Origin of the sequence: Nostoc mirabile CHAB5784 (assembly GCF_020829645.1) — a bacterium.
Classification (GTDB): Bacteria; Cyanobacteriota; Cyanobacteriia; order Cyanobacteriales; family Nostocaceae; genus Nostoc; species Nostoc mirabile.
The window spans coordinates 1-25,692 of the sequence record NZ_JAIVFS010000102.1 but is presented as its reverse complement, the minus strand read 5'-3'; the positions used below and the strand labels follow the sequence as shown (position 1 = coordinate 25,692).

Annotated in this window: 27 protein-coding genes and 4 pseudogenes; 8 read left to right on the top strand and 23 right to left on the bottom strand. The window is 42.1% G+C overall.

What is annotated here, in order from left to right:
• Window positions 1–641: 641 nt before the first annotated feature.
• Window positions 642–1,256, top strand: coding sequence for a hypothetical protein (locus LC653_RS36355; RefSeq protein WP_229499865.1), 615 nt, complete (start codon window positions 642–644; stop codon window positions 1,254–1,256).
• Here the strand turns inward: LC653_RS36355 and LC653_RS36350 are convergent.
• On the bottom strand, window positions 1,242–1,766 hold the full coding sequence (locus LC653_RS36350; protein WP_229499871.1) for an IS630 family transposase: 525 nt from the start codon (window positions 1,764–1,766) through the stop codon (window positions 1,242–1,244). The two genes, LC653_RS36355 and LC653_RS36350, sit on opposite strands and share 15 nt — an antisense overlap.
• A gap of 263 nt (window positions 1,767–2,029) precedes the next feature.
• Between LC653_RS36350 and LC653_RS36345 the strand changes: the two genes are divergently transcribed.
• Entirely contained in the window at window positions 2,030–2,764 is a 735-nt protein-coding gene (locus LC653_RS36345) for a hypothetical protein (protein WP_229499862.1), read from the top strand.
• Window positions 2,765–2,867: 103 nt separating this feature from the next.
• Entirely contained in the window at window positions 2,868–3,056 is a 189-nt protein-coding gene (locus tag LC653_RS36340) for a hypothetical protein (RefSeq protein WP_229499859.1), read from the top strand.
• Window positions 3,057–3,696: 640 nt separating this feature from the next.
• Here the strand turns inward: LC653_RS36340 and LC653_RS36335 are convergent.
• A complete protein-coding gene (locus tag LC653_RS36335) occupies window positions 3,697–4,248 on the bottom strand; it encodes a protein-tyrosine phosphatase family protein (protein ID WP_229499857.1) in 552 nt (183 codons plus the stop codon).
• A gap of 34 nt (window positions 4,249–4,282) precedes the next feature.
• Here LC653_RS36335 and LC653_RS36330 point away from each other — a divergent pair, with 34 nt between their 5' ends.
• The gene (locus LC653_RS36330; protein WP_229499854.1) at window positions 4,283–4,495 is read left to right on the top strand and encodes a hypothetical protein; all 213 of its coding nucleotides are present in this window, start codon (window positions 4,283–4,285) and stop codon (window positions 4,493–4,495) included.
• A 390-nt stretch (window positions 4,496–4,885) separates the two neighbouring features.
• Window positions 4,886–5,554: a hypothetical protein gene (locus tag LC653_RS36325; RefSeq protein ID WP_229499852.1), complete on the top strand. Its 669-nt coding sequence runs from the start codon at window positions 4,886–4,888 to the stop codon at window positions 5,552–5,554.
• Here the strand turns inward: LC653_RS36325 and LC653_RS36320 are convergent.
• The 5 genes and pseudogenes from LC653_RS36320 to LC653_RS36300 all read right to left on the bottom strand — a co-directional run.
• A pseudogene (locus tag LC653_RS36320) lies at window positions 5,492–6,013 on the bottom strand (ATP-dependent helicase); the annotation flags it as partial. The gene LC653_RS36325 and the pseudogene LC653_RS36320 sit on opposite strands and share 63 nt — an antisense overlap.
• Window positions 6,014–6,070: 57 nt before the next feature.
• Window positions 6,071–6,364, bottom strand: a complete 294-nt coding sequence (locus LC653_RS36315) for a hypothetical protein (protein WP_229499851.1) — start codon at window positions 6,362–6,364, stop codon at window positions 6,071–6,073.
• Between the two features lie 63 nt (window positions 6,365–6,427).
• Window positions 6,428–7,393 carry a ParB/RepB/Spo0J family partition protein gene (locus LC653_RS47050; RefSeq protein ID WP_229499849.1) on the bottom strand — a complete coding sequence of 322 codons (966 nt, stop codon included), beginning with the start codon at window positions 7,391–7,393 and terminating at the stop codon, window positions 6,428–6,430.
• A 2-nt stretch (window positions 7,394–7,395) separates the two neighbouring features.
• Complete coding sequence (locus tag LC653_RS36305) at window positions 7,396–8,163, bottom strand: ParA family protein (RefSeq protein ID WP_229499847.1); 768 nt, start codon at window positions 8,161–8,163, stop codon at window positions 7,396–7,398.
• A gap of 303 nt (window positions 8,164–8,466) precedes the next feature.
• Window positions 8,467–8,622, bottom strand: a complete 156-nt coding sequence (locus LC653_RS36300; RefSeq protein ID WP_229499846.1) for a hypothetical protein — start codon at window positions 8,620–8,622, stop codon at window positions 8,467–8,469.
• A gap of 88 nt (window positions 8,623–8,710) precedes the next feature.
• On the opposite strand from LC653_RS36300, the pseudogene LC653_RS36295 reads away from it, so the two are divergent.
• Window positions 8,711–8,960: pseudogene (locus LC653_RS36295) on the top strand (hypothetical protein).
• A gap of 547 nt (window positions 8,961–9,507) precedes the next feature.
• Here LC653_RS36295 and LC653_RS36290 read toward each other — a convergent pair.
• On the bottom strand, window positions 9,508–10,104 hold the full coding sequence (locus LC653_RS36290; protein WP_229499845.1) for a hypothetical protein: 597 nt from the start codon (window positions 10,102–10,104) through the stop codon (window positions 9,508–9,510).
• Window positions 10,105–10,371: 267 nt separating this feature from the next.
• Here LC653_RS36290 and LC653_RS36285 point away from each other — a divergent pair, with 267 nt between their 5' ends.
• The gene (locus tag LC653_RS36285) at window positions 10,372–10,596 is read left to right on the top strand and encodes a hypothetical protein (protein WP_229499844.1); all 225 of its coding nucleotides are present in this window, start codon (window positions 10,372–10,374) and stop codon (window positions 10,594–10,596) included.
• Between the two features lie 1,209 nt (window positions 10,597–11,805).
• On the opposite strand, the gene LC653_RS36280 is transcribed toward LC653_RS36285, so the two are convergent.
• The 15 genes and pseudogenes from LC653_RS36280 to LC653_RS36215 all read right to left on the bottom strand — a co-directional run bounded on the left by LC653_RS36280 (window position 11,806) and on the right by LC653_RS36215 (window position 25,167).
• The gene (locus tag LC653_RS36280) at window positions 11,806–12,312 is read right to left on the bottom strand and encodes a hypothetical protein (protein WP_229499843.1); all 507 of its coding nucleotides are present in this window, start codon (window positions 12,310–12,312) and stop codon (window positions 11,806–11,808) included.
• Window positions 12,313–12,347: 35 nt separating this feature from the next.
• Window positions 12,348–12,497, bottom strand: a complete 150-nt coding sequence (locus tag LC653_RS36275; RefSeq protein ID WP_229499841.1) for a hypothetical protein — start codon at window positions 12,495–12,497, stop codon at window positions 12,348–12,350.
• Window positions 12,498–12,818: 321 nt separating this feature from the next.
• Window positions 12,819–13,094 carry an ISAs1 family transposase gene (locus LC653_RS47045; RefSeq protein WP_372478266.1) on the bottom strand — a complete coding sequence of 92 codons (276 nt, stop codon included), beginning with the start codon at window positions 13,092–13,094 and terminating at the stop codon, window positions 12,819–12,821.
• A 25-nt stretch (window positions 13,095–13,119) separates the two neighbouring features.
• Window positions 13,120–13,854, bottom strand: coding sequence for an ISAs1 family transposase (locus LC653_RS36270; RefSeq protein WP_308189198.1), 735 nt, complete (start codon window positions 13,852–13,854; stop codon window positions 13,120–13,122).
• Between the two features lie 14 nt (window positions 13,855–13,868).
• A pseudogene (locus LC653_RS36265) lies at window positions 13,869–14,108 on the bottom strand ((E)-4-hydroxy-3-methylbut-2-enyl-diphosphate synthase); the annotation flags it as partial.
• A gap of 38 nt (window positions 14,109–14,146) precedes the next feature.
• Window positions 14,147–16,060 carry a 1-deoxy-D-xylulose-5-phosphate synthase gene (gene dxs / locus LC653_RS36260; protein ID WP_229499868.1) on the bottom strand — a complete coding sequence of 638 codons (1,914 nt, stop codon included), beginning with the start codon at window positions 16,058–16,060 and terminating at the stop codon, window positions 14,147–14,149.
• A 236-nt stretch (window positions 16,061–16,296) separates the two neighbouring features.
• On the bottom strand, window positions 16,297–16,638 hold the full coding sequence (locus tag LC653_RS36255) for a hypothetical protein (RefSeq protein WP_229499839.1): 342 nt from the start codon (window positions 16,636–16,638) through the stop codon (window positions 16,297–16,299).
• A 129-nt stretch (window positions 16,639–16,767) separates the two neighbouring features.
• On the bottom strand, window positions 16,768–17,964 hold the full coding sequence (dxr, locus tag LC653_RS36250; RefSeq protein ID WP_229499838.1) for a 1-deoxy-D-xylulose-5-phosphate reductoisomerase: 1,197 nt from the start codon (window positions 17,962–17,964) through the stop codon (window positions 16,768–16,770).
• 73 nt (window positions 17,965–18,037) lie between these two features.
• Window positions 18,038–18,616, bottom strand: a complete 579-nt coding sequence (locus LC653_RS36245; protein WP_229499836.1) for an AAA family ATPase — start codon at window positions 18,614–18,616, stop codon at window positions 18,038–18,040.
• 428 nt (window positions 18,617–19,044) lie between these two features.
• Window positions 19,045–19,944 (bottom strand): 2OG-Fe(II) oxygenase, encoded by a 900-nt coding sequence (locus LC653_RS36240; protein WP_372478265.1) that lies wholly within the window; start codon window positions 19,942–19,944, stop codon window positions 19,045–19,047.
• Between the two features lie 9 nt (window positions 19,945–19,953).
• The gene (locus tag LC653_RS36235) at window positions 19,954–20,115 is read right to left on the bottom strand and encodes a hypothetical protein (RefSeq protein WP_229499832.1); all 162 of its coding nucleotides are present in this window, start codon (window positions 20,113–20,115) and stop codon (window positions 19,954–19,956) included.
• A gap of 722 nt (window positions 20,116–20,837) precedes the next feature.
• Entirely contained in the window at window positions 20,838–21,818 is a 981-nt protein-coding gene (locus LC653_RS36230; protein WP_229499830.1) for a terpene synthase family protein, read from the bottom strand.
• A 185-nt stretch (window positions 21,819–22,003) separates the two neighbouring features.
• On the bottom strand, window positions 22,004–23,074 hold the full coding sequence (locus LC653_RS36225) for an aromatic ring-hydroxylating oxygenase subunit alpha (protein ID WP_229499828.1): 1,071 nt from the start codon (window positions 23,072–23,074) through the stop codon (window positions 22,004–22,006).
• Between the two features lie 115 nt (window positions 23,075–23,189).
• A complete protein-coding gene (locus LC653_RS36220) occupies window positions 23,190–23,390 on the bottom strand; it encodes a hypothetical protein (RefSeq protein WP_229499827.1) in 201 nt (66 codons plus the stop codon).
• A 79-nt stretch (window positions 23,391–23,469) separates the two neighbouring features.
• On the bottom strand, window positions 23,470–25,167 hold the full coding sequence (locus tag LC653_RS36215) for a hypothetical protein (RefSeq protein ID WP_229499825.1): 1,698 nt from the start codon (window positions 25,165–25,167) through the stop codon (window positions 23,470–23,472).
• Window positions 25,168–25,529: 362 nt separating this feature from the next.
• On the opposite strand from LC653_RS36215, the pseudogene LC653_RS36210 reads away from it, so the two are divergent.
• Window positions 25,530–25,692 (top strand): annotated as a pseudogene (locus LC653_RS36210) (IS4 family transposase); the annotation flags it as partial.

The window sequence follows — 25,692 nt, the reverse complement described above, 5'->3', positions numbered from 1 at the left end:
TTTTGCACTTGATGCTCTTCCCCGCTTTAGGAGATGAGTCCTCTACTCATGTTGGAGTAATCCTGGATGAGCAAGTCATGTCTTTGATTAAAGAATCCCCGTCTCTTTAGAGCGGGGAGTGTCAATCCTTCCTTACTGGTGACGTAGTAGGTCTAGCCACTAGACCCGATTGGGTTTACTTCGTTTCACACGCCTGAGATGCGATTGGGTTAGGTACTCTCTATATTCCGGGGAATTTGGTGTCCTCGTACTGACCTCCTTGGAATCAGCATCTTTTAGTAAGACAACACCTTGTTTTCTTACCTTTTTCCCATCACTGTCGTCATACACACGTACTTAGCCACTTACGAACAGCCTTAAAGATAACGGAACCTCAATGAGAGTTCATTTTCATTTACCTTGCCAATCTTCCTCTTGCCTCCCCCCAAATATGGTTATCAGGATGGTTGGGCTTTTCTCTTTAGCTGTGAGACAGGGTAATTGCTTACCTTGCCCCTAAGAGACGAGGACAAGCATTGGACACTTGCTTGCAACTATCCTACGGCTTCGGTGCATTGGTAATGCTTTGGTAAATAACCTTATCCACTCAGGATATTTGACTCATTGCGTGCGCCATCGAATCGCACACAGGAATCTATATTATGACTCAATCAGTTTACACACAGCAAACGCCTTCCAGCTTCAAGCTCAACACACTAACCACAGTTCCCTTCAAAGATGAGCAAGCCCTAGCCCAAGCAGAACTGTACAGCCACATCGAATCCCAAGCCGAAGTTGTAGCCCCAACCCAAGACCCCCTGACATCTCGCGATCGCCGCATCATTGGCGAGATTATTCAGGTGAAACCCGAATCAGTTCGCACCATCTGGATCGAAGGCGGGATTACAGTATGGGTGCAGTTAGTCGGTGGCGGACGGCTACCCTTCGATAGGGACTGGTTCGCTACAAGAGTGGCGCAAGTAAAAGCGACTCTACCAGAAACACCACGGGAACGGAACGAGCGCCTGAGCGATGAATTAGAAGAAGCCTGCACTGTTTTTGGTCTGTACCACGGGGAAATTAACTGGTTATCTTTCAGCACCAAACTCTTTCAAGACGGGCATTTGGTCGGCTTCGTCGGGTGCAATCAAGAAGGCTGGTACGCAAGACCAAGACAGTACGGACTCAATCGTGTGGCTCCGAGTGCAGAACAAGTGATTGCCTCGTTAGGAGTCCGAGCGACAGTAGCAGCTTATACCATCTCACGAAAAATTTGATGCAAATAAAGCATCCAGAATAAAACCCCAACCTGTAATAGAAGCAACAATTGATGTGTTTAATTTCTCAAGACGTTGCCAAATAACTGTTCTAAGCTCATCCAAAGTTCCAAAGCATTCCCAACTTAAATGCCTTTTAATTTCTTCCCATAAACGTTCAATTGGATTTACTTGTGGTGTATGTGGAGGTTGAAATAACAAAATGATATTTTCTGGTATCACAAGAGTTTGGCTTAAATGAAAAGCACCATTATCTAGTTGGAGAATATGTATATCTTCAGGATATGTAGTTGCAAACTGTTCTAAAAAAATATTGAAACAGGCTGTATTGAGATGAGAGAATTCCCAAATATAATGTTCTCCAGTTAGTGGTTCTACTAAACCGTATAAATAGAAATTTTCTCGTTTCCACTGCATCGTACCCAGCGGTTTAACACCACGGAGCGTAATTAATCTTCCTGGCTCTGTTTTTAATCCTACACGACTTTCATCACCACACCAGTATCTAATTATTTTGTATTTATCTTTTGGTGCTATTACGTGTTTTTTAATTACTTCTAAGTATTCTGGAAGTTTTTTTTAAATTCTGATTCCGCTTCTTGGTTATGCTTTATACTTACTGCTCGTGGCACTTTTAACTTCGCTTTCATTTGATAACGTACTGTATCGTGTACTACTTTATATGATACTTCTACTCCCTCCTGGGCTTTTAACCATGTTCGGATTTCTTCATAACTTTTAAATCCTTGTGGCTCTTGAAGTTCTTTATTTAGTTGCTCTCGAAGGAGCGAGCCAGCCAACCTAAACTACAAGCCAATTGCGCTAAAGAGTACGGGCAATTCCTTCTTGATTGTCCTCCAAAACTGACAATTCTAGAAGCACAAGCAGGAGGATATCTCAAAGGTAATAAGGCTGATTTTGCAATCGCAATCTCACGCCCAGACCGTTTACTCACAATCAACGAAAACTTTACTAATGAACCATTCACTGAACTGTGGGTGATTCCGGTAGCTGGCGGACTCAAAGACCAGTTTAAGGGGCCAGCTTCGATGTTGCTTAGTTTTCTGATCCACCGCCGCAGTAAAGACAATTTTGCTGGATTGTATAACCACTTCGCCCATCGTGCCTTTCAATCGTGGTGTGAGGAAGGGATGTCGGGAGATCCTAAAGAATTCTGTTATCAGGCGATCGCTAGCGTACTGAAAAACTATATTTTCTGCGCCGAGTTTCAGAAAGTGGAAAAGGCACTTGGAACGTACTGGTTTATTCAGTGGTCGTACCGGAATCCTCAGTCTGATTTTGAAAAAGACGCTCTCGAAGCAGCAGAGATGATTCGCTCTGGTGCGGAATCTGGGGCAACACTCCACTGGGTAACGAATGATACTTACGAGCGTTGGGCTAGTAATGCTGTCACTGCACCAGCATTACCCCCGGTTTCGGAGACTGAGGCGAGGGCATCTCTACAAGGACAGAATCAGACAGCAATGCCGCAAGGGAAACGGAAGTAATTAGACATTACAACGGCGATTCACCTTTGAGTCGCCACTACATAAATTAGCAGTTCAAACAAGTCAATGAAAATCGGTACATTCGGAACAGTTACCTGGAGGTGTGACGTTACGTCGTTCCTTTATTGCTAGCGAACCACGTATTGAGTTAGTCAATGCCTTATCGTTAACTGACCAACTTGTGGCTGTTGGTTGTTTCACAGAAATTATTCAATGGAAAAAGCGGGTATTCATTCCAACTAACGATAAAGCACCGTCAATTTTAGCTGCTGTGATTCAGATTCTTGGATGAAATTTGTAGCCACTCGACAAAAGTGGCTACTTTTTCGATTTGACTATCCCACTTTCAACTCCAAATAAAAAACCTGTGCTTGCTCTAGATTAGCTGTCTCCATAGCTTTTTTCTCCTTTTTTATTGCTGAAAATGGCTATTTTAGGATAAATCTATCGTAAGAATTCAGCTATTCTGAATAGTTAAAGAATCAAAGAAAGACTTGATAAATAAATATCCTAGTTTTAATAAACTCCTTATATATTCTGGCTTCTGACTCCTGGGTGCTGAATTCTTACAATCTATCTTTGTAAGTCTATTTGTTGTGTTTGAGATTTAGCTAATATTTTATCAATTTGAGTATTAGCATCCTCAAAAGTTTGCAATATCTGTGGAGTTACTTTATTAGTCTGCACCTGACCAGATGCTCATACCTCACCTCTGTTGGGTTGCTAAATCGGTTTGGAGTTTCTTTTAGTATAGGCATCACCGTGCCAGAAAAGGAAAATTGTACCCTTATATCTCTGCACTCTCAGTATTGGCAGAGATATAAGCTCTTTCAACCGCCGATTACACGTATTACGATTGCCGCGCGATAACTAAATACAGGTATAGTCCGCTCTAGGCTTGGAGCAGACGTAAAAATTTGTCTACGGAATATTCACTGACCAATGCGCCAGTTTAATATCATTTGCTCCTGAGATAATTGGGTCGGGGAAGGATAACGATAATCTCGCGTATGTTCTCGCAATCGTGCAATCTCAGAAAGAGCAGTCTTTCCCGTTATTCCATGCCGTACTAGGTAACAGCCAACAACTATTCCTGTTCGACCAATTCCTCCCCAACAATGCACATAAACTTTCTCTTGAGCATTGAGTGCCCTATCGATCGTATTCAAAATGTCCACCATAACCTCAATTGGAGGAATTTGCAGATCGGGGATGGGAAATCTTCGGCATTCAATCCTTCGGGAATGAGCTACCGCAAAAGATTCTAATAGAGGTAGGTAATCCCCTAATTCATTGTTCTCCTCCTCTTCTCCAATTAAATTAATGAAGAGACTGATTCCTGTATCAAAAAAAGCTTGGATTCGTTGCGACAGTGGTAAATCAATTAGCAACATTGGATGCTCTCCTGCCAGAAATTGTTCTGGGAGTACCCAATATGAATTAGGTATTGGCACTTTGTAATGATTGGATGAACTTTTGCTCATAAAGACAATTTTATAGTAACTCACTCGGTGGAGTATGCTTTTATCCCATCTGTACTTACATTCTCCATTTTCGCCTGAAGTATCGCACTCATGGGTGGTAGTGGCAGCGATCGCGGGAGGCACTCTCGGAGAAAAGCGATCGCCTGAAGGGGTGCGCCTGTTATGCTACTACCAACCCCGATTGAGAGAACACGATGATTCTGTTAAGGGCGATCACTGCAACTCTGGGATAAAGTGGAGTGTATAATCACGGTGGAAATAACGAGCTTTACGTTCTAGTGCGGCATCAAGTATAGATCGCACCTCCCTTGGTGTAAAGTATTCTCGCTTACCTGTAATGCTTGTTGGGTAGACGAGTTGGGGGTGGCGGCCTCATTTATTTCTGCTGATAGTGTCCGGTGTACGCGCTTGCAATTCTAATGCACTATAGCGAACCCTAAAAGTTCTGCCTCACTCCCAGTTAGGGTTAAGAACCAACGAAAAAATCTTTCCTTCTCATTCGAGAAAAGACAGACATTCAACCCACTAACTAGATAAGCTGTAACAAATATTCTCTGTAGCCAAAAGAACTAGTTTTTTTTGTACTAGAGTCTGTAGGATTTTGAAAGTGAGTTGTGAATAATGTGGATAAGATTTCATGCGTTCACAAATTATGCAAATATCAGACTACGAGAATTCCAACGCAACAAACTTTGGGACAAGACAAACAGCAGCCCTACCATCAAGAAAAAATATTGTAATTGAAGGTAGCACACTTGGGCTGATGGGAGTAACAGGAGCATTAATGATTCTGGAGATGTCAGTCCACAACATAATGCTTGGAGGATTGATGATTGCAGTCGCAATAGCAGTTGCAATTCCAAAACAAACACAGGCATTGCTAACAAATTTTGAAAAGCTACAACGGAGATGGGGAGTAAATTTATATGCAATATTGTTTGCACTTCTGTCGGTAATATTTCTCTTGGATTTTGCTTCTTCGCCAGCCGAAGCACAGTTTTTTAATAATGCTCAAACCTGGATGAATGGTGCTTTTGGCAATGCTGGTAACGGGCAAACACAAGCAGTTATAGAATTGTTCTTCAACGTATTAAGAGGTCTGTTCTTACTCTATGTAGGCATCAGCTTGGTAAGAATTGGCAAAATCGCTTATACGCCTACTTCAAATAATCAGACGACTCTATCTCCAGACTCAACATCTTTTCAAACACTGAATACAACACGAATTCAAGTACAGCCACCAAGTTTCCAACCCTTGCCAGAGTTTGGGATACATCCGGGCTGCATACCCCAGATTCAACAGTAAATTTGTTTCAAAATCTTTACCAAAATCTTTATGTACACCAGTTTTGGTAAATTGATTCATTGTCCAGTAGTCCGCTAACGCCAACTTCAAGGATGGATCTTGTTTACTGGCTACTAGAAATTGAATTTGCCAATTGTCTATTTGTGACGATGAAGGAGAATGTAACTGGAAGCAGAGATGAAAAGGTGAATCAGCTTGAGTGCGGGTAATTTTGGTTTTCCACACCAACCATTGCCGATATTCTTGCAGAGCAGTATTTGTTGTTAGTGGGTTGTGCTGACGTGGATAAAAGCAAGATTGAATTAGAGAATTAGCAATTTGTTTGTCAAAAGCAGCTGTTGATGGGGTGTGAGTTACTAAATCGTGAAGTACATATTCGGAAAAGTGACGCAATAGTGTTTCTTGATCAAAAAACTCAATAGGATAGCTAGTTGTTGCTTTACCTGCCACACATATTAGGCGCTATGGTGCGATCGCTTGACTTACGCTGATAGAGGCAGCAGTCCCATACTTCCCTTACAACTCAAAATCAAGAGTGAAGGTTTGGTCATCAGAATCAAGAATTTGGTTTTCGATAGTAGATGTCTCTTTAGTCGGCTCCTGGAGTTGATTTTTCTCAGTAGTAATCGGCGTCAAAGCTACTTGTTGTGTGGAGAATGTACCTTTTCTGAAAGCAAAATAACAATCAATGATAAAGTAAAGCGTCTCCAGGTAACTTTTACCTAGTTGCTGTGATTCGGCAAATATCCGCTCCCGGTAGCTATCTTTGATCCGAACCTTTTCCGGTGCCAAGTCTTGTTTATCTGTCATTGTGATAGATAAAAGCTAAAAGCTGTCTTTCCATCACTTTATATAAAAAGGCATCACACTTATTTAATTTTCAGTACTCTCCTCTTCTTCTTCTAAAAGAATTTTTATTTGATTGAGCAGTTTATCCAAAGCTTTTTTTTTCTTCGGATTATCCCAAACTTTAGATGAAGCCAGTTGTTTACTTAATTCTTTATATTGATATTTAAGTAATGGGGGATTATCGTTACCTTTCTCTTCACTCAGAATATTCCGTACTAATTGTTGAATTTCAACTAGTGAGAAGTTATTATCTATTGCTTGACTAAGTAATTGTTTGCGCTCTTCGTCAATTTTGAGTTTTGCAATCGCTCTGGCTTTTGTATATTCAATTTTACCTTGAGATAAAGCTTGCTGAATTTCATCGGGCAGGTTTAATAGAGGCAAGCGATTTGTTCGGAATGATTCAGGGGACAGTTTACCAAAAGCCATAAATACCCCCTCAACTACTGCTACCTCGTCTGAGCGGATAACGTTATCCGCCTTTTTTCGACTAGCTTTCTCCATACGATTGAGCAGACTAACAACCTCATCCTGTGACATATTCAAGCGTAAAACAAGTAACTCTAAAATCCCGATAGTTTCTTCGTAGGCATTTAAATCTTCACGCTGTAAATTTTCAATTAATCTAACCTGCTTTACAGTAGCATCATCCATTTCCTTGATGACAACAGGTACTTCTTCTAAATCAGCCATTCCTGCTGCAATGAGGCGACGTTCCCCTGCAATAAGTTCATAGTCACCATTACCTAAAGGACGCACTAGCAGGGGTTCAAGTACCCCTACCATTTTTATGGACTGCTTGAGTTCTTCTAACTTTTTGCGGTCAAAATAGCGTCGCGGTTGGGTTGGATCTAACCTAATTCGCTCTGGTTTGATACTAGCAGCTTGATTTTCAGGTGTAATTAGTTCAGAATCACCATCGCTAAATATTAAATCAAGAGGGTTAGCATGTTTGAGCTTTGCACTATATGCTATGTCTTTTTTAGTCACTGTTACACTTTTAGTTTTTCTAAATCTTTAACAATCTTCTTCATGACTTTAAGTGCTGCATGATTTTTATCATATACAGCCAATGGAATTCGACGTTCAGAAGCATCAGCAAATGCAATTGATTTTGGGATAGCAGGATATATTGTTGCTATTTGCGAAAGCTGCTCTTGTATAGCGTTAACAGTACGAGTTTCCTGTGCTGTTCGGCTATCAAGCATCGTAGGCATAAATCCAGCGATTTCTAAATTTTTATTGAGTTTTTTCCGAACTCGTCCAACAGTATCAAGTAAAAGGTCAGTGCCAAGAAAAGATTTAAATTGGCATTGAATAGGTACAAGTAGATGTGTAGCCGCAGTTAAGCTGAGGATACTGAGAATGCCCAAAGAAGGCGGACAGTCAATTAAGATAAAGTCGTATTCATCTTTAATAGGTGCTAGGGCTTCTTTGAGACGATATTCTCTTGCATCAGCAGTAGGTAAGAGAAGTTCAGCTGCGCTAAGAGTGATATTTGTGGGAACCAACTTCATCTCATGAATGGTTTCTGGATAGATAAATAACGGTTCTTCATCAATAATGGCGTTGTAGAGTGTTTTTTCTAAACTTTCTGGGTCTACTCCCATAAAATTCGTTAGGCTTGCCTGTGGGTCCATATCAACAAGTAGGACATGGTTTTGATTAGAAGCTAGATGATAACCGAGGTTTTGGGTAAGAGTAGTCTTAGCAACGCCCCCTGATTGGTTAAATAACGCAATGATAATAGTTTTGCTCACGAGTGTAAATTGTAATTTTAAATATTTACCCTTAATACGGCAAATTGTAGCTCTGGTTCAGGGAGAACACAACTATTGAGTTATGCCAAGATTGTGTCTTTCCAATCAAATCAGCCACCAAAGGTATGATCTGGTTGGAGAAAAAATTCTTGACAGCAGAAACAGAATTCAGGAGTTAGGAGCGGAGCCGGAGACGCTCTGCCTCCGGTCAGAATACAGCAAATGGCATAAGAGAGTATCTTAATTAATTAGGATTAACTAAGGGTTGTTGCATTGTAGTTTCATTTATATAAGTCGAACTCGCTACTCCAAAGACTGAAAACAAATCGCCACTGCTGTTAAAGATTCCTCCAATTGGCGCTGCTCTGGTTGCGATCGCGTACCCACCATGAACCGGTGGCGATGGCGTACCCGCCCGCCGTAGGCATCGCCTCTGCTTAGTCCCTGGCGAAAAACCATCAGATTGTTACTGTTTCAATCAAATGGTGCATGAATATATTGATGCCCAGAAATTATCCTTATAAATAGAACACCGATTACAGAACCGATGCCCAGCAAAATCATTGAAGTCAAAGAGTACACCGTCAGAGCGCACAAGCGGGAAATTCATACTCGCGTTTTTAACTTTGTGTGTAAGCAGTGCGAACAACCCACACAACGAGAAACCTTTGGCATAAGACCGCAAGACTTGTGAAACATGTCGTCCGCCACAAGCACTCAAGAAATCAGTAGTCCCTCTCAAGAAGAGAAAACCCAGAGCTATGACTTACAAGAGTGGTAAAGACATAGCCGGATGATTTGTTGTCTCAAAGTTAAGAGCGATCGCACTTTGTGAGTGAAGCAGTGCGCTCATTCGCCCAACCTAACTCAAACTGGAAAAAAGTAACTCTAATGAATGTCACGCTTGTAAACGTGAAACCTAGTTTGGGCTATCTTGTTGGGGGTAGGGTGTAGGCTAAGTGTGTTTCAGACAATTAAATGCGAGTACGTCAAACAGAGCAAGATCGAATTTGCGGGTCATATACAAGCAGTTGAGCAAATTTGTCCGGGCAAGCGTCTTCAAATCCTTTCAAACTGAAGTTCTTCGTCTGCGAGAATTTTTCATGTCTATTTGCTCCATTGCTCAAGTCTGGGTTATCTCTTCTAATCATCGCCAAGATTTCAGTCTTGCCAGTCCCCATGTCAGAAGCCAAACCAACTAACCCCGATTGAGGCAGGGAGCGGATGACTGTGGAAAGATAGCGTGCATTGATTTAATCGGGAAAAAGTTGAATAAGCAGGTTGTTCATAAGCGATCGCTGTTGGTCGTGTCTGTCAAGCGATCGCCTGAGTATATGAAAGTAACTACGCCGCTACTAACTCGCGGCTTTGAGTGGATGGCGCATACTCCCGTAACCGTTGCCATTCATCAGGGGTCAATTCATCAAATGGTCGGTCTAGCAATTCTTCAAATGTTGGCTCAATGCTGGGTGAAGTTTCCACCATCGACAGCCACCACACGGCATCTAACGCCGAGTCACAGGATATACGCTGTTGGGTTCCGTCAGTTGCGCGTGTGAACCACCAGCCAGCGTCAGTATGCCCCACTTTGCCCAGTTTGCGATCGTTGTGGTAAATCCCGTCGTTGAGGATGTCGAAGCCGAATTTCTCGCACTCGACGAAAATCTGCGCCATGACTTCGTTACCAGTGGTAGAAGAGGACAAGGAGCAGGGTGCGGGGTGCAGGGGGGAAATTTCTTCTCCCTTACTCCCAGCTAATAGCCCCTCTGCTTCTTCTTCTGGTAATTGCTCTTGTACTGGTAGCGTACCTTGCTGGTACTGTTGCTTGATGTAGCTGTGGCATCTGGCGGCTCTTAGGTCGCGGAAAATCTCAACGTTGTTTACCAGTACTCGCCAGTAAAGGTTTTCGTAATTCCCATGATCGTAGCTAATGCTGGCCACAAGATAGTCCCCTACAAACGCCTCTTGGTCATAAAACGAGATTTCCAGAATAGTTGGGGCTTCTACTACTTCAAGTGGTGCTGGGAATGTTTCTCTGAGTGTGCCGTCTTTGTGATGCCAAGTAATGAAGCCTTACCGAGTTGGCGAAATCTGCCAAATTGTCGCTAAAGATAATCCTGATTTACCAGAAAAGGCGGATGTTGGGGGATAGTCAACCATGTGGATGAATTCAGTTGTACAGTCACGATGTGGGATGGGGAGTACACTGTGAGAATCGACCACCTCAAGCCACTCAATTACCTGGAGTCGGAATGTCAGCAGATGCAATTGATCAGCGATCGCATCAGTAGGTTACGGGAAAACGATAATTTAGAAGAAGCTGCTCGTGCTGTGCTGAAGCACTCGGGGGAGTTGAAACGCCCGTATTTGACGGCTGTCGAGGAGAAGCTGTTGAGTTTGATAGAGAAAGAGTACGGTGTTGATGAAAGATAAGGCTTAGAGAATAGCACGCTTGTAAATGTGAAATTCTTGCTATGACTAAGCGTAGTACGACTAAAAGTATAATTTAGGTGGTGAGATATACTTTGAAAAAGCAAGAGTCAATTGTTGCTAATCCATAATTAAATTCAGCATTTAAGCTCAATAAAGCTTTGATAGGGAAAATATATAAATAGAGGCTAATAATAAATATTTTCATACTAATGCTATCAAAAATATGCGAGGGTAATTAGTAATTTGGCATCTAATCAGGTTTATATAGAGAAAATATTTGATTGGAGTTCTATAGCTTGAGAAGAGTTTAACCGCTTTCAGGTATGAGCAATCATTTCATTATTTAGCCAGTCTTGGATGAACTCACGTAATTGTAGTTCAAAAGGTAGTAGAGTTTGATAAATAGATTGGTCAGACGATTGCTCAAATAGTAAATGAAAAATCTGTTCGTATTCTTGGGCATTCTTTGGGATAGATTTCCAGTTTATTGGTGCATTTACTAATAAAGATATATCATCAATTTCATAGTTAATTTGTTTTGTTATAAGAGCAATAGCTTTGTTGACTAAATATCCTCCAAAAGTAAAATAGCGAATTTTTATAAATGATCTATTATAGGGAGCAACGCGATTTGGTGAGGTCGGATAAAAAACGTGCGATCGCTAAAAACCAGATTTTATATACTTAATGTATTAGCGACAATTAAAACAGTAGTAATACTTAGAATATTTTTTTGATTCTAAGACATAAAGATAACTGGTTTTTTTGGACAAAAAAAGGTAGGATTCCCAAATAGTAAAGGTTTTGATATCTCACATCAAAACAGGGAATACCTACGCGCTGATGAAAAATAATATCTATTCTACTTTCGATTTAAGCAAATCTTTGTCAGACTTTCAATCAAAAGTTACGAAACTTTTAGAATTAACCAATATCTCAGAATGGTCTGGATTAATTTTATTTGTAATTCTATCTTTAATTCGTTCCTCAAGCCGAAAATTGCTTGATAAGTTTTATACTTTAATTTTACCTTTGATTTATTTTCTGCTGTAATTGATACCAAGTATCAAAGACTTATTGCAGATATTCTTGGAAAGAATCGTTAAATGATTTGCTAGCAATCTTTTTGAGATATCTCATCAAGATAATTTTTCGTGCAAATACCTCTATGAATTGCAAATAAAATTACCTCGTACTTAAATTTAAGTTTTAGCGATCGCACCTTTTTTGCCCGACTTCACAAAATCGCGTTGCTCCCCTATTATAAGGAATTTGCTCAAGGCTACAATCATGTCTTAGTCTATTAATACTTTGTTCTATATTTGTCCGTAAATTTGGATGAAGCATTTCAACAGACAAATTATCATTGTGGATAATTTGCCACATACGAGTACAAACAAAAGCATCAGTCTTTAATCCTTTACCATAATAGTTAAAATCAATTGCATTTTCTTGATTCTGGGCTGGTTCAAGAATCATATATTCCATAGAAACTTTACATACTCTCCATGTTTTGGCTGAAAAACGTACTAGGACTCCTTGTTTAACTCTTAGTAAATTATCAGCAGGAACTTCGCCTAAAATTTTAGAGCCATAACGTAATTCTACCGACCGAGAGCCAGAACCAAAGTTGCCGTATATCAACCGATAATCTACAAGTCTGTATAAATGATGATCGGCTCCATACTCAGGGCAAACGCATCTAAATATTGACAAAGTGGTAATGACAACGTGGTAAGTAGAGATGTAACTTAGTACATATATACTAAGTAGGGCGATAAAGGCAGCGATCGCGTGGCATAGGGGTAAGCAATCAGGTATTGATGGTAAAGTAATTGTAAAAGTAGCAATATTGCTCCATCAAGCGTGAAACTCAAGCCCAAAATCACCATTGCAGCCATTGGGGTATAGAAAACTCATTACATTGGATATTTGGTCTGACTATTTCTCTTTTTCCTCTGCCTAGAGTGACAAAAGAAAGATAACAATGACTCTTGTACTCCAAACAAAGTCATCCAAAATGCAATACCCGCCGTCAACCCAGGGCAAACGCATCTAATTTTATTTGACAAATAACCAATTGTATGGTTTGTAATTTCCAGATGTATTTGGCGATTTATCAAACTGTAAAGTTGTGTATTTACGGCAACATCTTCATGAAAAAATTGTTTAGTCAACCTAAAACTACCATTTATAGCTAAATTTTTGACGTGAGAGAAGACTTAAATGGCTGCGATAACTTGAAGTAGATAGTTGTTATCTAAACCTGCACGATATCTTTTCATCGCAACACTTCCACGCACCGTTTTATCTCTATCTAAAAGATTCAAAGATAAACGCCGTAGAACCGAAAAATTAAGCGGGGCATTATCTTTACGGATACGACTAGCATCTTCATGGAATGTCATATCCAGTATCCAATGTAGGGAATTTTCTATCCCCCAGTGGCTACGAACAGCGTGAGCTAAAACAACCGCATCATGCTCTAAACTGCTAATATAAAAGCGAACTTCAATAGTTGTTTTACGTCCATTGCCTACGTTCGCACATGACCATTCCTACACTCCTGAGTCCTAACCATTTTTCCTGGTTTGGTAGCGAGCCTAGCTGTTCAACAGGGACACTCCAGTATTTACGAATTTCAATCCGACCATGAGCGCTCTCGGTTGTGTGATGATAACTGTGGTCAACACCTTCAAAATTGTTGCTTTGAGCTTTTTCAAACCAACTGTTAACTGCATTCTCAAGTTTACTTTGATTTCCTTTGAGAGTCAGAACGTAATCTGCCTTTTTTACTATAATCTGGGCAGCGATTTCTTTTTGGCATCCCATCGCATCAATTGTAATGATACATCCCGCAATATCTAGCAACTCCAATAATTTCGGAATTGCTGTTATTTCATTCGATTTAGAATCAACTTTAAGTTGACCTAACACTAGCCGATGTTCGCTAGCCCAAGCACTGATCACATGAATTGCTTTTTGTCCACTATTGCGGTCAAACGATTGTCTTGCTGTTTTCCCATCAATAGGTATCACTTGAGCGCCAATAGCTTCAGTAATTGACTCCACCCATCGATGAAAGCATTGCTCAAATGCTTGGGGATTTAATCTGGCAAAAACTCTTGCAATCGTGTCATGGGAGGGAATACCGTTGGGTAATACCAGAAACGTTTCCAGCCATTCTCGCTTGGCTTGAGCATAAGTCTCAATTGCTACCCAGCTATTTGCTCCACTGATAACTGCTAATATTGCGATCGCAACAATATCTACGGCACTTTTTTGATTTCTTCGCGCCCACGATACAGGGAAATATAACCAGGTTGTTTGCCGACATAACCATAGTCTGCATCTGCCATTTCACCGGGGCCGTTAACGATGCAGCCCATTACGGCAATATCCAAACCTGTTAGGTGTTTAGTAGCTTCTCGCACCTGATGCAAAACTTCTTCCAGGTTAAACAAAGTGCGACCGCAAGATGGACAAGCCACATACTCCACCATAGTCTTCCGTGGTATTGAAAACCGAAATGTTTTATTCCTTTCTTTGCTTACAGCGATGCTTGCAACTCCAGCTTGGGGAGTCGAGTTTTGATACGTACACGCTCGGCAATTTGAGAAGGAGTTAAGCCAACTGCTGCCATAGATTCTTCAGGAGTCGCATGATCTACTAACTCGTCAGGGACTCCAAGCCGGGTCACTGGCACCACCACATCGTGATCTAGCAAAGCTTCTGCCACTGCTGATCCAAAGCCTCCCATTAAACAACCTTCTTCCAGGGTGACAACTCGACCAATCCGCGCAGCTAAAGGCACAATTAAATCAGTATCCAAAGGCTTGGCAAAGCGGGCATTAACCACAGTAGCTTCAATGCCGTGTTCACTGAGGATTTGTGCTGCCTGCATCGCTGGGTAAACCATTGAGCCAAATCCCACCATTAGGACATCATCACCGTGGCGGAGAATTTCACCCTTACCGATCGCCAGAGTTTCCCAGCCTTCTTCCATTAGGGCAACACCGTAGCCGTTGCCGCGTGGATAGCGCATGGCAATGGGACCATCAGTGTAGTTAACGGCGGTAACAAGCATCTGCTGTAGTTCTGCCTCATCTTTAGGAGCCATGAGCACCATGTTGGGAATGCAGCGCAGATAGGCGATGTCATACATCCCTTGGTGTGTGGGGCCGTCGGCACCGACAATACCAGCTCTATCCAGACAGAAGAAGACAGGTAGATTTTGGATACAGACATCATGAATGATTTGGTCGAAAGCTCGTTGCAAGAAGGTAGAATAAATTGCTGCCACAGGACGCATCCCTTCACAAGCCATACCTGCTGCCAGGGTGACGGCGTGTTGTTCAGCAATCCCAACGTCAATATATTGCTCTGGCAGTTTGGCTTGACATTTGTCCAAACCGGTGCCAGTAGACATGGCTGCGGTAATGGCAACGATTTTAGGATTATTTTCTGCTAATTTGATTAGGGTTTCAGCAAAGACTTTGGAGTAAGAGGGGGGCTTGGGTTTGTTAGAGGCGATCGCTTTACCAGTGGTCAGATTAAATGCAGATTGGGCATGGTAGCCGACTTGGTTTTGTTCGGCGATCGCATAACCTTTACCCTTTACAGTAGCCACATGCACCAGTACTGGCCCAACAATCTTGTGTGCCTGTTGGAAAGTTGCAATCAGTTCCTCTAGGTTATGACCATCCACTGGCCCCATATAGGTGAAGCCAAGTTCCTCAAACACAGCGCCCACCTTGGGTACTGCTAGGCGTTTCATCCCTTCCTTCACTCGCTCCATTTCGGGTGTAAAAGATTCCCCGACAAAGGGAATATTTTTCAACTGTTCTTGAAGATTATCTTTGAGAAACTGCACCGACGGACTGAGACGTAATTTATTCAGGTAACGGGAAAGCGCACCAACATTGGCTGAGATAGACATCTCATTGTCGTTAAGCACCACTAGCAAGTTAGTATTGGGCAAATGACCAGCATGGTTAATCGCTTCTAGCGCCATACCACCGGTCAGTGCGCCATCACCAATTACTGCCACCGCTTTGAAGTTTTCGCCTTTCATATCTCGCGCCACGGCCATACCCAAGGCAGCTGAGATGCTGGTGGAAGCGTGACCAGCACCAAAATGGTCAAACTTACTTTCACAACGTTTTAGATAACCAGCAATGCCATCTTTTTGGCGCAGGGTGTGGAAGTAGTTGTAACGACCCGTCAGCATTTTATGTGGATAGGCTTGGTGACCCACATCCCAGATTACTTTATCGCGATCGAGGTCTAAGGTTTGATAAAGGGCGAGGGTCAGTTCCACTACCCCCAAACCTGAACCAAGATGACCGCCGATCTCAGCGACAGTTTGCAAATGTTTTTGCCGAATTTGATGGGCAATTTGCTCAAGTTGGTGAATTGACAGACCATGCAACTGGTTTGGATGAGTCAGTTCACTTAAAAACATATCTATAGTTTGCCCTGGATCAATTGTGCTGACTTCGAGGGATTCTGTAAGATACATACTTTCTTGTTTGTGAATGTTGGTAGCGAAGTTTTCGGTTTTTATAGTCTTTTCTCCTCGCTGAGTGTGAGTCATATTGTGGCGTTAGATAATTGCAGTCAGCGAGGTAGGGATCTGCAAATAGTTGTGGCACAAAAGCGTCAGTTTTAATAGGTGCTGGTAGTACTATAAACGGACAACTAGTGGGACTTAGAGGAATCTATTAACGAATTACCGTAGACATATTGACCAGAAGGAAGTCGAGAGGGATCAGAAACGAGAATATCTTCCAAGCCAAAATTGAAGGCTGCGACCTGGGAATTACCAGTAAAAGAAAGCGAATACTCGGTTAGTTCTGCTACTGTTAAAGAACCAGAATTATCGAGGTCTTCTCCACCAAAATATCCTGGTGCAACTGCACTATCACCATATTCTGAAACCGTGGTATAAACCCTGGCTGCATTCGCCTTGGGTGCATTCATCAAAATAGAAACTGCAACGACACTAACAGTTGTTGCGATCGCTTTCTTAAATGTAAACATTGTCAACTCCAAAATTGATTGAGATTGTACTTCTAGAGGTATGCTTCAACTGCAATGACACTAACAGTTGTTGCGATCGCTTTCTTAAATTTGAACATTGTCAACTCCAAAATTAATTCAAGTTTTTACTTACAGAGGGGATGTTTGAAAAGTTAGGACAGCCCCAACTCTACTTGCAGCTATAACTTCCTGTCTTGCCCATTGGTCTGCTGCAATGATGTCTTCGAGACTTGGGGTAGAATGGTTGTGAGTTTGGTAGCGATCGCACGTTTGTTCAATCAAACGCGGAATATCTAGAAACTCAATTCTTTCTTCTAAGAATAGGGCTACAGCTTGCTCATTTGCAGCGTTGAGTACTGCTGGCATCGAACCCCCAGTTCGACCCGCAGCATAAGCTAGTTGCATACAAGGATATTTTTGGTGATCTGGAGCACGAAAGGTCAATTCCCCGGCTTTCACTAAATCCAACGGCTGCCAATCAGTGGAAATTCGCTCCGGACAGGAAAGAGCATAGAGCAGTGGCAGGCGCATATCCGGCCAGCCCAGTTGTGCTAGCACTGAAGTGTCTTGCAGCTCGATCAGAGAATGGATAATGCTTTGGGGATGTATGACAATTTCAATCTGGTCGTAGTCTACGCCAAACAACCAATGAGCCTCTATTACCTCCAACCCCTTATTCATCAAAGTCGCTGAATCAATGGTGATTTTGCGACCCATTGACCAGTTAGGATGTTTTAAAGCATCACTCACAGTGACTTTTGATAACTTCTCAACTGGCCAATCCCGGAAAGCTCCCCCAGAGGCAGTCAGTAGAATTCGCCGTAGCCCTCCGTTAGGCACTCCCTGCAAACACTGAAAAATTGCCGAATGCTCTGAATCCGCAGGTAACAACTTTATACCATGCTTCTGCACTAAGGGCAAGACAACTGGCCCCCCAGCAATCAGGGTTTCCTTGTTAGCTAAAGCAATGTCTTTGCCAGCCTTAATAGCTGCAATTGTGGGTAATAGACCTGCACAACCGACAATGCCAGTTACCACAACTTCGGCATTACCGTAGCGAGCAACTTCAATCACTCCGGCTTCGCCTGCTAGCAAAATCGGTTGGGGATCGAAATCAGCGATCGCTGCTTGCAATTCTGGCAACTTCTGTGCTTCGCCAATGGCTGCGATCGCAGGTTGAAACTGGCGGATCTGTTGAGCAAGCAAAACCACATTGGAGTGAGCTGCTAATCCCACAACTTGAAACTCATCTGGGTATTGAGTGACAATATCCAGTGTTTGGGTACCGATAGAGCCTGTTGAGCCAAGGATAGATATTGCTTTCATGATAGTAAAATTCCCAATGATTCATACTTTGCCTTGACCAACTTACAGCGTTTCTTTGGTGTTTGAGGAAACATCATACTGTACAGATTACAGGGAAAACTCCTTGTAATATCTCACCAAGTAATTGTTCTAGCTTCTTATGTAACTGCGACTGACTTCCATCATTAATTATGGTTAAATCTGCTATGGCAATCGGGCCTCCTTTTTCAATTTTTTCAATTTCCATGAAATCTCTTTTCTGTGCTTCTGCAAGTGTTAAAGGTCTATCTTGCCTTAAAGTTAGCCGTTCATACCTGAGAGCTTTGGGAGTAAAAATTGCCAAGACTAGTAGTTCATCATTAAACTCTTTCTTCAAGGTTTTATACTCACTGAAACTATAAAGACCATCAATAATAATTAATTGATGTTCTAACAGCTTTGATTTAATCAGTGGTAAGGCCATTTGAGCACATACATCCATTCCGTGCTGTTTTCTAATTTCTTCCCTTACCAGTTGCTCATTCTGTGGGGTTATTGCTAGCGATCGCTTTTCAACTTCACGGATGATAATTTCTCCAAACCGAATCATCGGAAAACCATAAGTTTTCAGATAGCTAGCTATCACACTTTTACCAGAGCCAGGCATACCAACGATAGCAATGATTCTTACCATATCTACTTCTTGAGATAGTTTAAATTGAAATCTTAACTTGTTACATTCGGTGAATTGTCAGATTCACGGGTCTTGGAATGTTTTCTTTTATAGATATCTAAAGTGAAAAATTCTCAAATAAAATGTGTAGTGATTCTCTTTGATAAGAAGTTGCAATGAGCTATGCGCCGACGGAGGCGATCGCAATCAAGATATGAATCTAAAAAGCTGTCAGGGTGAAGTCAAAGATGTGAGGGTGGATGCGATCGCTCAGGGGTCGCAGCGAGGCTTCAGAATCTTTACTGTTGAAATATTGGCAATTGGCTCGGAAATGAGAGTTTTAGAGGCACATGAGGAAGTACACAGTAATTATCTTCTTCATCCTTTAATACCTCTGATTCAATTGATAATCGACAGGTATCGTGCCTCCAAATTGGACATAGTGGAGTTTAGCTCCAGTAATAGACCCCATCGTGTTCTTTGGAGAAAGATAAGAACCCGCCTATGGTTATCCGTGGACGATGACCGACTACCGGAGTGACTCGGTGGTAGTAAGTACCGCCATTGAACAGCACCATATCTCCAGGACGAGGTGCAAAAGCCACGCTCTCCTGCGGGGACTGGAACCAGGACTTGACTTCAAGCATGTAGTTATCTTGCGTAAGCGCGTAGTCAGTCTCAGAAACGCTCGTGGTTGTGGAGTTGCTTGCTTTTTTAGGAGTCCATTCCACGTTGTAGACTTCCAGTTCACCGCCAGCTTCAGGGGCACTCAGGACAATGAAGTAGCTAAGCTGGTCGGAGATATCAATTAAAGTTCTCAAATGATTACTTGAAGGCATATCTCGGAAATCGTTACCAACGTGGACAGGTATTTGGTAACCCTCCGGCAACACCCGGATGGTGGCTGGGGTGTAGGTTTGCCCTTCAGGTCCGATGGGAAGTTTTACGGGCAGTCCACCGCAAAGCGATCGGAATATTGACTCCACCCGCTCCTCAAAGTCGAGATTTTCTTGAAACAATGTGCGGCAAGCTTGCCGGAAGACTGCTGCAATAGCGAAGTACTCCTTGAGATCGGGCGGTTTACCTACGACAGACAAACCGTAAGTCTCGAGTACTTTGACGTGGTAGTTTGGCTTGAAATGGATGGATTTCATGCAGTTGTCATCCGACTCCAGGTGACGGACAACGCGCTCAACTGTGTCCTGGGACAGCACATCGCGGACGATCATACCGTCGAAACGGCGGTTGAGAACTATATCTTGCAAGGCACTGGGATAGTTTTCTACAACTGAAGCATTAATGTCTAGAAAATGCACAACGGGCTTTTCAGAAATTGTGTTACTGGACATGGTTTCTCCTTATGGCTTTTGGCTTTTCCCCAATTCTTTGGAGGGCATAGCAATGTACCAACTGGCGGCAAGATTCAGCGGGTTTTTATCGACCTTTGTTTCCGGTTTAGTATGAGTTAGCTGTTTGTTGTTCTCAAGAATGCTTTTCATTGTTTCCTGCTTTTTTGTCAAAAGCTTGTTTTTTCACGAGTGGTTCAAATCACCACTATGAAGATGCGATCGGCTTTGCCGGTGCGCTCCGCGCAATCGCAACCGAGCTATAAACTTAAGGATTTGTCAGGGTGAACTCAAAAATCTCAGCCCTGTACGCGATCGCACTGAAGGTAGGGGTGCGTAAGCTTACCTTATGCAATGAGTGCCAGCCCAAGGGTTTGTGCCACTAAACTTCGACCTTATCGACCCAACTTTGATAGAATTCTCTGAACTTCAAGAGGGGTCGGTCATGCTTGGTATAAACCCCGCCCTTGTCTGAATTCCAGGTACTCCAAATAGGTAGATCCTGCTCACTAGCAGCTTTGCTTTGCCAACCAAAAGCTACATAAGAAAGTATATCTAGCCAGAAGGAGCCAGTTTTTTTAACTGAGATCCAAAACCATATGATTGTCTTGCTCGACCTTTGTTTCCGGTTTAGTATGACTTAGCTGTTTGCCTTTCTCAAGAATGCTTTTCATTGTTTTCTCCTTTTTGGTTAAAGGCTTGTTTTTTCACCAGTGGTTCAAATCACCTAGAGAAGATGCGATCGCAACACCAAATAACTGTATGGCTTTTGACTTTTTCCCCAACTCTTTGGAGACCATACCAACGTACCAAGAAGCGGCAAGATTTAATGGATTTTTATCGACCTTTGTTTCCGTAGTATGACCTGTAGCTTTTTGACTACCCTGATCGCCGTATTAAGCCGCTACTGGCTGCAAAAATTGAGCAGGTACAACAGACCGATAGCGCCCAGACTGATATGACCAATGTTCTACGGCACGCATCCAGGAGCGTATTGAAGCCAGGTAGCGACCGAGTTCGATGTCTACGGTCACTCCAAAGGATGGTAGCTGCTGTTCAAGAGCGATGAAAGTTTGCAATTGGACATTCCAAAGTTCAGCAGTACGGTTAAGTGCCTCTTGAGCAGTGAGTTGGTACTCATGCTGTAGCAGCAGCACCAAATTATGGATATCCCCGCACTTTAACTCTTTTTCTACCGATACAATATCGTTGAGCCAGGTGCATACATTATTAGCCGAGCGGATCAGGTTTTGCACCTCATCGCACTCGCGTACCTGGGTGGGCAAATTAATCCCCTCGACAAGTTCGGTGATATTGAGACACCAATGAAAACCGCCGGTTATGGAGCGCATTTTGATATAGGTGTCCAAACTAGGCGTGATATTTTTAGCCCGGTTTTCTGCTTCCCAAGTATAAACCTCGAAGAAATCTTTGAAATTATTAACGAAGCGATTTACTAAATTAGAAGAAGCTTTTTGGTGAATGCGCTGCCAAATATCACTTAAACTCGCTAGAGATGGATTGGTGTCAGTAGCGAACAAACTAGGTTGCTTCATCACATCGAGAAATCGGCTAAATACAACCCTTAACTGTTCGGGTTGTTTACCAATATTAGCTTCGTCACACTGGTCATCCAGCAGGTAGAAAAAGGTTATCAAGTCAGAAGCGATCGCTAAGTTTTCTAAAGTGGCCTTAGGACAGGCGCGAACAACTATTTGACCATATTTTGAAGCTTGGAAATGTTGATAGTGCTTTTCTCCTCTCACGAGCTTAAATTTAAGTGCCCACTTAAGAGTGTGTTCTTCAACAGCTTGGGCATATTCATTAATCTGCTCTGGAAAAGGAATATAAAGCCAGGGTATAAAAAGGGCTGACATACGCTCTATTTCTTTTAAGAATTTTCAGTTACGATCCCTAATCTGACAAAAAGCATTGTGAGGACAAGCTTTCTTGAGCGGGGGGAGCAGGGGGAGTGAAAACCTTACTAACAATAATTCTCTTTCCCCCCAGCCTCCAGGCGCCTCCCCAGTTCACCACCACGCAAAGTTTCTGTGGCGCACTACTAGACTTCGACCTTATTAACCCACTTTTGATAAAATTCTCTGTATTTCAGAACCGTGTGATCGAGCTTGGTATAAGCCCCGCCCCCATTGGGCTTCATGGTATTCCAAAGTGGTATATCCTCGCTACTGGTAAAATAGTTTTGCCAACCAAAAACTACATATGAAACTAAATCGTGCCAGAATAATCCAGTTTTATCTATCATATTTAAAGTGTATTCAATTGTATTATTTTCATCTATTGGATTGATGGCTACCAGTGCCTGAAATCTCTCCTTACCTTCTACAAAAATTGTTAACAGATGTCCGCTAGGCCAAGTGTCTAATGTCAGCCGAAAAGTTTCAGAATTTAACCCTAAAACCCCGGCTAATAGACCCGTTATTCCAAAATATTTCTTCAGCCGCATGTCAACTGCAATTCTGAGCCAAACTTCGCTTTTAGTGGGTGGTTCGAGCTGCGATTCTGGGGAAAAGTCATCAAGCAGAGTGATCTGCATGGAGTTAATGTTCCACTTATGTAGTGGGCCTAGATGAGGATAGTCATACGCATTTTCCAACATCCGCCGCGCTGTCGTTTTGGCTTTTAGCGCAAAAAGAAAACGCATATAGTTATGGCTCTTGCCTTCCGCAGCTGGAAACTCAGGCAAGGGGAACAGAGGAGAAGAAGTACCATACCACACCCAGATGTAACCATATCTTTCCTGTGTGACATAAGTCGCCTGACGAGCGGTTGGGGGAATGTTTTCTATGTCAGGTATAGAAACACAATTCCCTTCGTTATCGTATTGCCAGTGATGAAAAGGACATTGAATACAACCGTCTTTTAGCTCACCAATTGCAAGACTTGCACCCATGTGCGAGCAGTAACGCTCCATGATCACTGGTGTGCCATTTGTATCTCGCCAAGCTACCAAGTCCTGACCAAATAATTGTATTGCTTTTGGCTTTTTCCCCAACTCTTTGGAGAGCATAGCAATGTACCAACTGGCGGTAAGATTCATCGGGTTTTTATTGACGCTCGCTTCCGATTTAGTTGGCTTTGGCTGTTTGATGGTTTCGATAATACTTGTCATTTTTTTCTCCTTCTAAATATCTTGAAATATTGGCAGGGCAAATGCACCTGAAAGTGGTACATACATTATTGACAACAGCTAGTTCAAGTCACAAAGGCTAGCCTTCACCATATCTTTACTCGACCTTATCCACCCACTTTTGATAGAATTCTGTGAACTTCAAGACTCCCCGGTCATGCTTGATATGAGTCCTGCCACCGTCTGGCTTCATGGTGTCAAAGAGTGGTATATCCTCCATACCAGTATTTTGATTTTGCTTGGCAAAAATCAAACGGGCAAGCGGATCTAACAAGAAGAAGGCAGTTTTCTTTACCATTATTAAATAACGATTAGTTTGTATGATACTAAGGAGTAAATGAGTCAGCAATCGGCAGATTTTTGATATCCTTTTACTTCTAAACTCCGAATCGATGCATCACTCCTACTACTGCTGAATACACTACCCGCACGGGTACGTATAGCTCTTTGTACCGCCATAACTTGGGCAGTTTGATATCGTAGTTAGCTGAAAACTCATCGAAGTGCTGCCATAGGTAACCTATGCCTCTGTGAATTGCCCTTTTATAGGCTCGATGGTCTGATAGCTCTACCAAGTCTGGAACTGACTGTAAAATCTGGAGGGCATAAGCTGTTTCTTCTAAAGTTGACCTTGCGCCATAACCCCAACCACCATCACTGGTTGACTGAGTTTGCAAAACCCATTCAATAGTAGGTTGCAACTTGTAGCGTAAGGAAAACTCTTCATGCTCTGCAATAGCCATGACAGCGCAAGCTGTGGCATAAAAAGGGCTGAGGTGATTTTTGTCTTCCCAAAAACCTCTACTATCTCTAAGGCTGTATAGTAAGTTAACTACTCCTGTAATATTAGTAAGCAAGTTACTGCGTGCAGAATCCGACAGGCTTAATAGTGCCGCCAGAACATGAGCATTAGCGCTCACTGAAGTTCCCTTTTGTTGGTCATAACAAGCAAAATAATTCAGGCGATCAAAATGCACTAAGTAGTCCCTCGGAATCTCCACACCTACTTTGTTGAGAGCCGCCATGACGATGCCAGTATTGTCTGAGTTGGTAAATATTTCTCCAAGAGCGCAGTTAAAGCTTACACCTTGATGTGTGAGGCTATCTTGCAGCGATCGCACTAATTTTTGTAAGAGCGGTTGGGGAAAGTCTTTGTTAAGGTTAAAGCCACCTTGAGCTAAATTGTATAAAACCCAAGCGCCCTCGAAGGTATCAATTGGATAAGCTGTAGGTACGGCACCCGTTGTGTCATCAAAAGCGCGGTTGGATAAATAGATTAACCACTCAGCAGCAGCACTATCCCACTCTGGACTATAAATCAGGACGGCAGCTGTGGCAGCAGACGAACAGCCATAACTACCATTCTTAAGTTGTTGTTGTTTTAAACGTTTGAAATCGAGAAAAGGAGCGAAAGCTTCTAAAGAAGAAATTAGGTTGGATTGACCGTTGTAAATTAACTTTGGATTATCAATCAACAACCTCTGTGAAGACAACTGCAATAATTCGTCCTTTTTTGGAAACTCAAAGGCTACTCCTAGCTTTTCCAGTTCTCGTAGAAGATTAAGAACTAAGATTTCAATGTTAATGCTTTCCTGCTCTTTAGCTGGCCATTGGCAAAGAGCATGTTGGAGGTAAGCTTCAGCCTGCTTTGCACCATAGCAAATCTGCTCTGTTTGCTCAGGAGCTTTCAGCAAGGCTAGGAGTGCGGCTAAAGTAGATACAAGCGTGTATGGAAATAGATCCCCCCATTTACCATCCATTGCTTGATGGATGAGAAGCCATTTTAAAGAATCTGGAAAAGCAAGTTGTTGGGGATTATACGGGTCACGTACCATTGCCACCCAAGCAGCATCGTAAGCAGAAGCTGTTATTTCTCCACCACCCCACTTCCCATCCAGATCAGCCGCCATTTCTTCTAGCAAAGCTAGTGCCATATCTCGTGGTTTGATGACTAAGGCACGCTCAGCAGTATCTATAGATGCTTTAACTGGTGAAGTCAGTAAAGTTCTCTTCGTTGATTTTTGAATTCGAGGTCTGAAGTTTTTAATGGCAAGTGTATTCAGAGAATACAGCATATTTGCTTTTCCTTAAACAGCACGAAGAAAAAGTTCAAAGTGCATAAGCTCCCACTTTGGCTTCGATAGATAAATTTCCTTTTTAAAAAACTCACATCAGTTTGCTTGATGCTTCCCACCTTAGAGAGAGTTTATTAAATCCAAAGAAGTATTTATATTAAAATTTCATTAACAGATTGCCTATACAAGTACTGTTACTTATATATGCATGCGGGTTGTGACCTAGAGCAAACGCATATTATCAATAACAAAGCCATAATCTCAATAAAGACCTAAATAAGGCTACCTACGAAATGACAAGGGTTTCAAGACTTAATTCAAATTAAACGTAAATCTTTTTTCAAGTCTCTGATTTCAGATTTATGGGTAGATTTTTTCGTTTAAATTTAGACATTTTTATTTCTAAGCTTCGCTATGATTCGGCATTATATATACCTTATCAACACCCTGACCCCAATAGTTGCTCTCGTCGTAAATACGGAGATAAAATTGACTACAATAACATACCTAACAAGTATTTATGTA

Bases quoted from the DNA above. Each gene is read 5' to 3' on its own strand.
- LC653_RS36355 (WP_229499865.1), top strand. From the start codon at position 642: ATGACTCAATCAGTTTACACACAGCAAACGCCTTCCAGCTTCAAGCTC.
- LC653_RS36335 (WP_229499857.1), bottom strand. From the start codon at position 4,248: ATGAGCAAAAGTTCATCCAATCATTACAAAGTGCCAATACCTAATTCA.
- LC653_RS36330 (WP_229499854.1), top strand. From the start codon at position 4,283: ATGCTTTTATCCCATCTGTACTTACATTCTCCATTTTCGCCTGAAGTA.
- LC653_RS36325 (WP_229499852.1), top strand. From the start codon at position 4,886: ATGCGTTCACAAATTATGCAAATATCAGACTACGAGAATTCCAACGCA.
- LC653_RS36315 (WP_229499851.1), bottom strand. From the start codon at position 6,364: ATGACAGATAAACAAGACTTGGCACCGGAAAAGGTTCGGATCAAAGAT.
- LC653_RS36300 (WP_229499846.1), bottom strand. From the start codon at position 8,622: ATGGTTTTTCGCCAGGGACTAAGCAGAGGCGATGCCTACGGCGGGCGG.
- LC653_RS36275 (WP_229499841.1), bottom strand. From the start codon at position 12,497: ATGGCTGCAATGGTGATTTTGGGCTTGAGTTTCACGCTTGATGGAGCA.
- dxs (WP_229499868.1), bottom strand. From the start codon at position 16,060: ATGTTTTTAAGTGAACTGACTCATCCAAACCAGTTGCATGGTCTGTCA.
- LC653_RS36255 (WP_229499839.1), bottom strand. From the start codon at position 16,638: ATGTTTACATTTAAGAAAGCGATCGCAACAACTGTTAGTGTCGTTGCA.
- dxr (WP_229499838.1), bottom strand. From the start codon at position 17,964: ATGAAAGCAATATCTATCCTTGGCTCAACAGGCTCTATCGGTACCCAA.
- LC653_RS36245 (WP_229499836.1), bottom strand. From the start codon at position 18,616: ATGGTAAGAATCATTGCTATCGTTGGTATGCCTGGCTCTGGTAAAAGT.
- LC653_RS36240 (WP_372478265.1), bottom strand. From the start codon at position 19,944: ATGTCCAGTAACACAATTTCTGAAAAGCCCGTTGTGCATTTTCTAGAC.
- LC653_RS36230 (WP_229499830.1), bottom strand. From the start codon at position 21,818: ATGTCAGCCCTTTTTATACCCTGGCTTTATATTCCTTTTCCAGAGCAG.
- LC653_RS36225 (WP_229499828.1), bottom strand. From the start codon at position 23,074: ATGACAAGTATTATCGAAACCATCAAACAGCCAAAGCCAACTAAATCG.
- LC653_RS36220 (WP_229499827.1), bottom strand. From the start codon at position 23,390: ATGGTAAAGAAAACTGCCTTCTTCTTGTTAGATCCGCTTGCCCGTTTG.
- LC653_RS36215 (WP_229499825.1), bottom strand. From the start codon at position 25,167: ATGCTGTATTCTCTGAATACACTTGCCATTAAAAACTTCAGACCTCGA.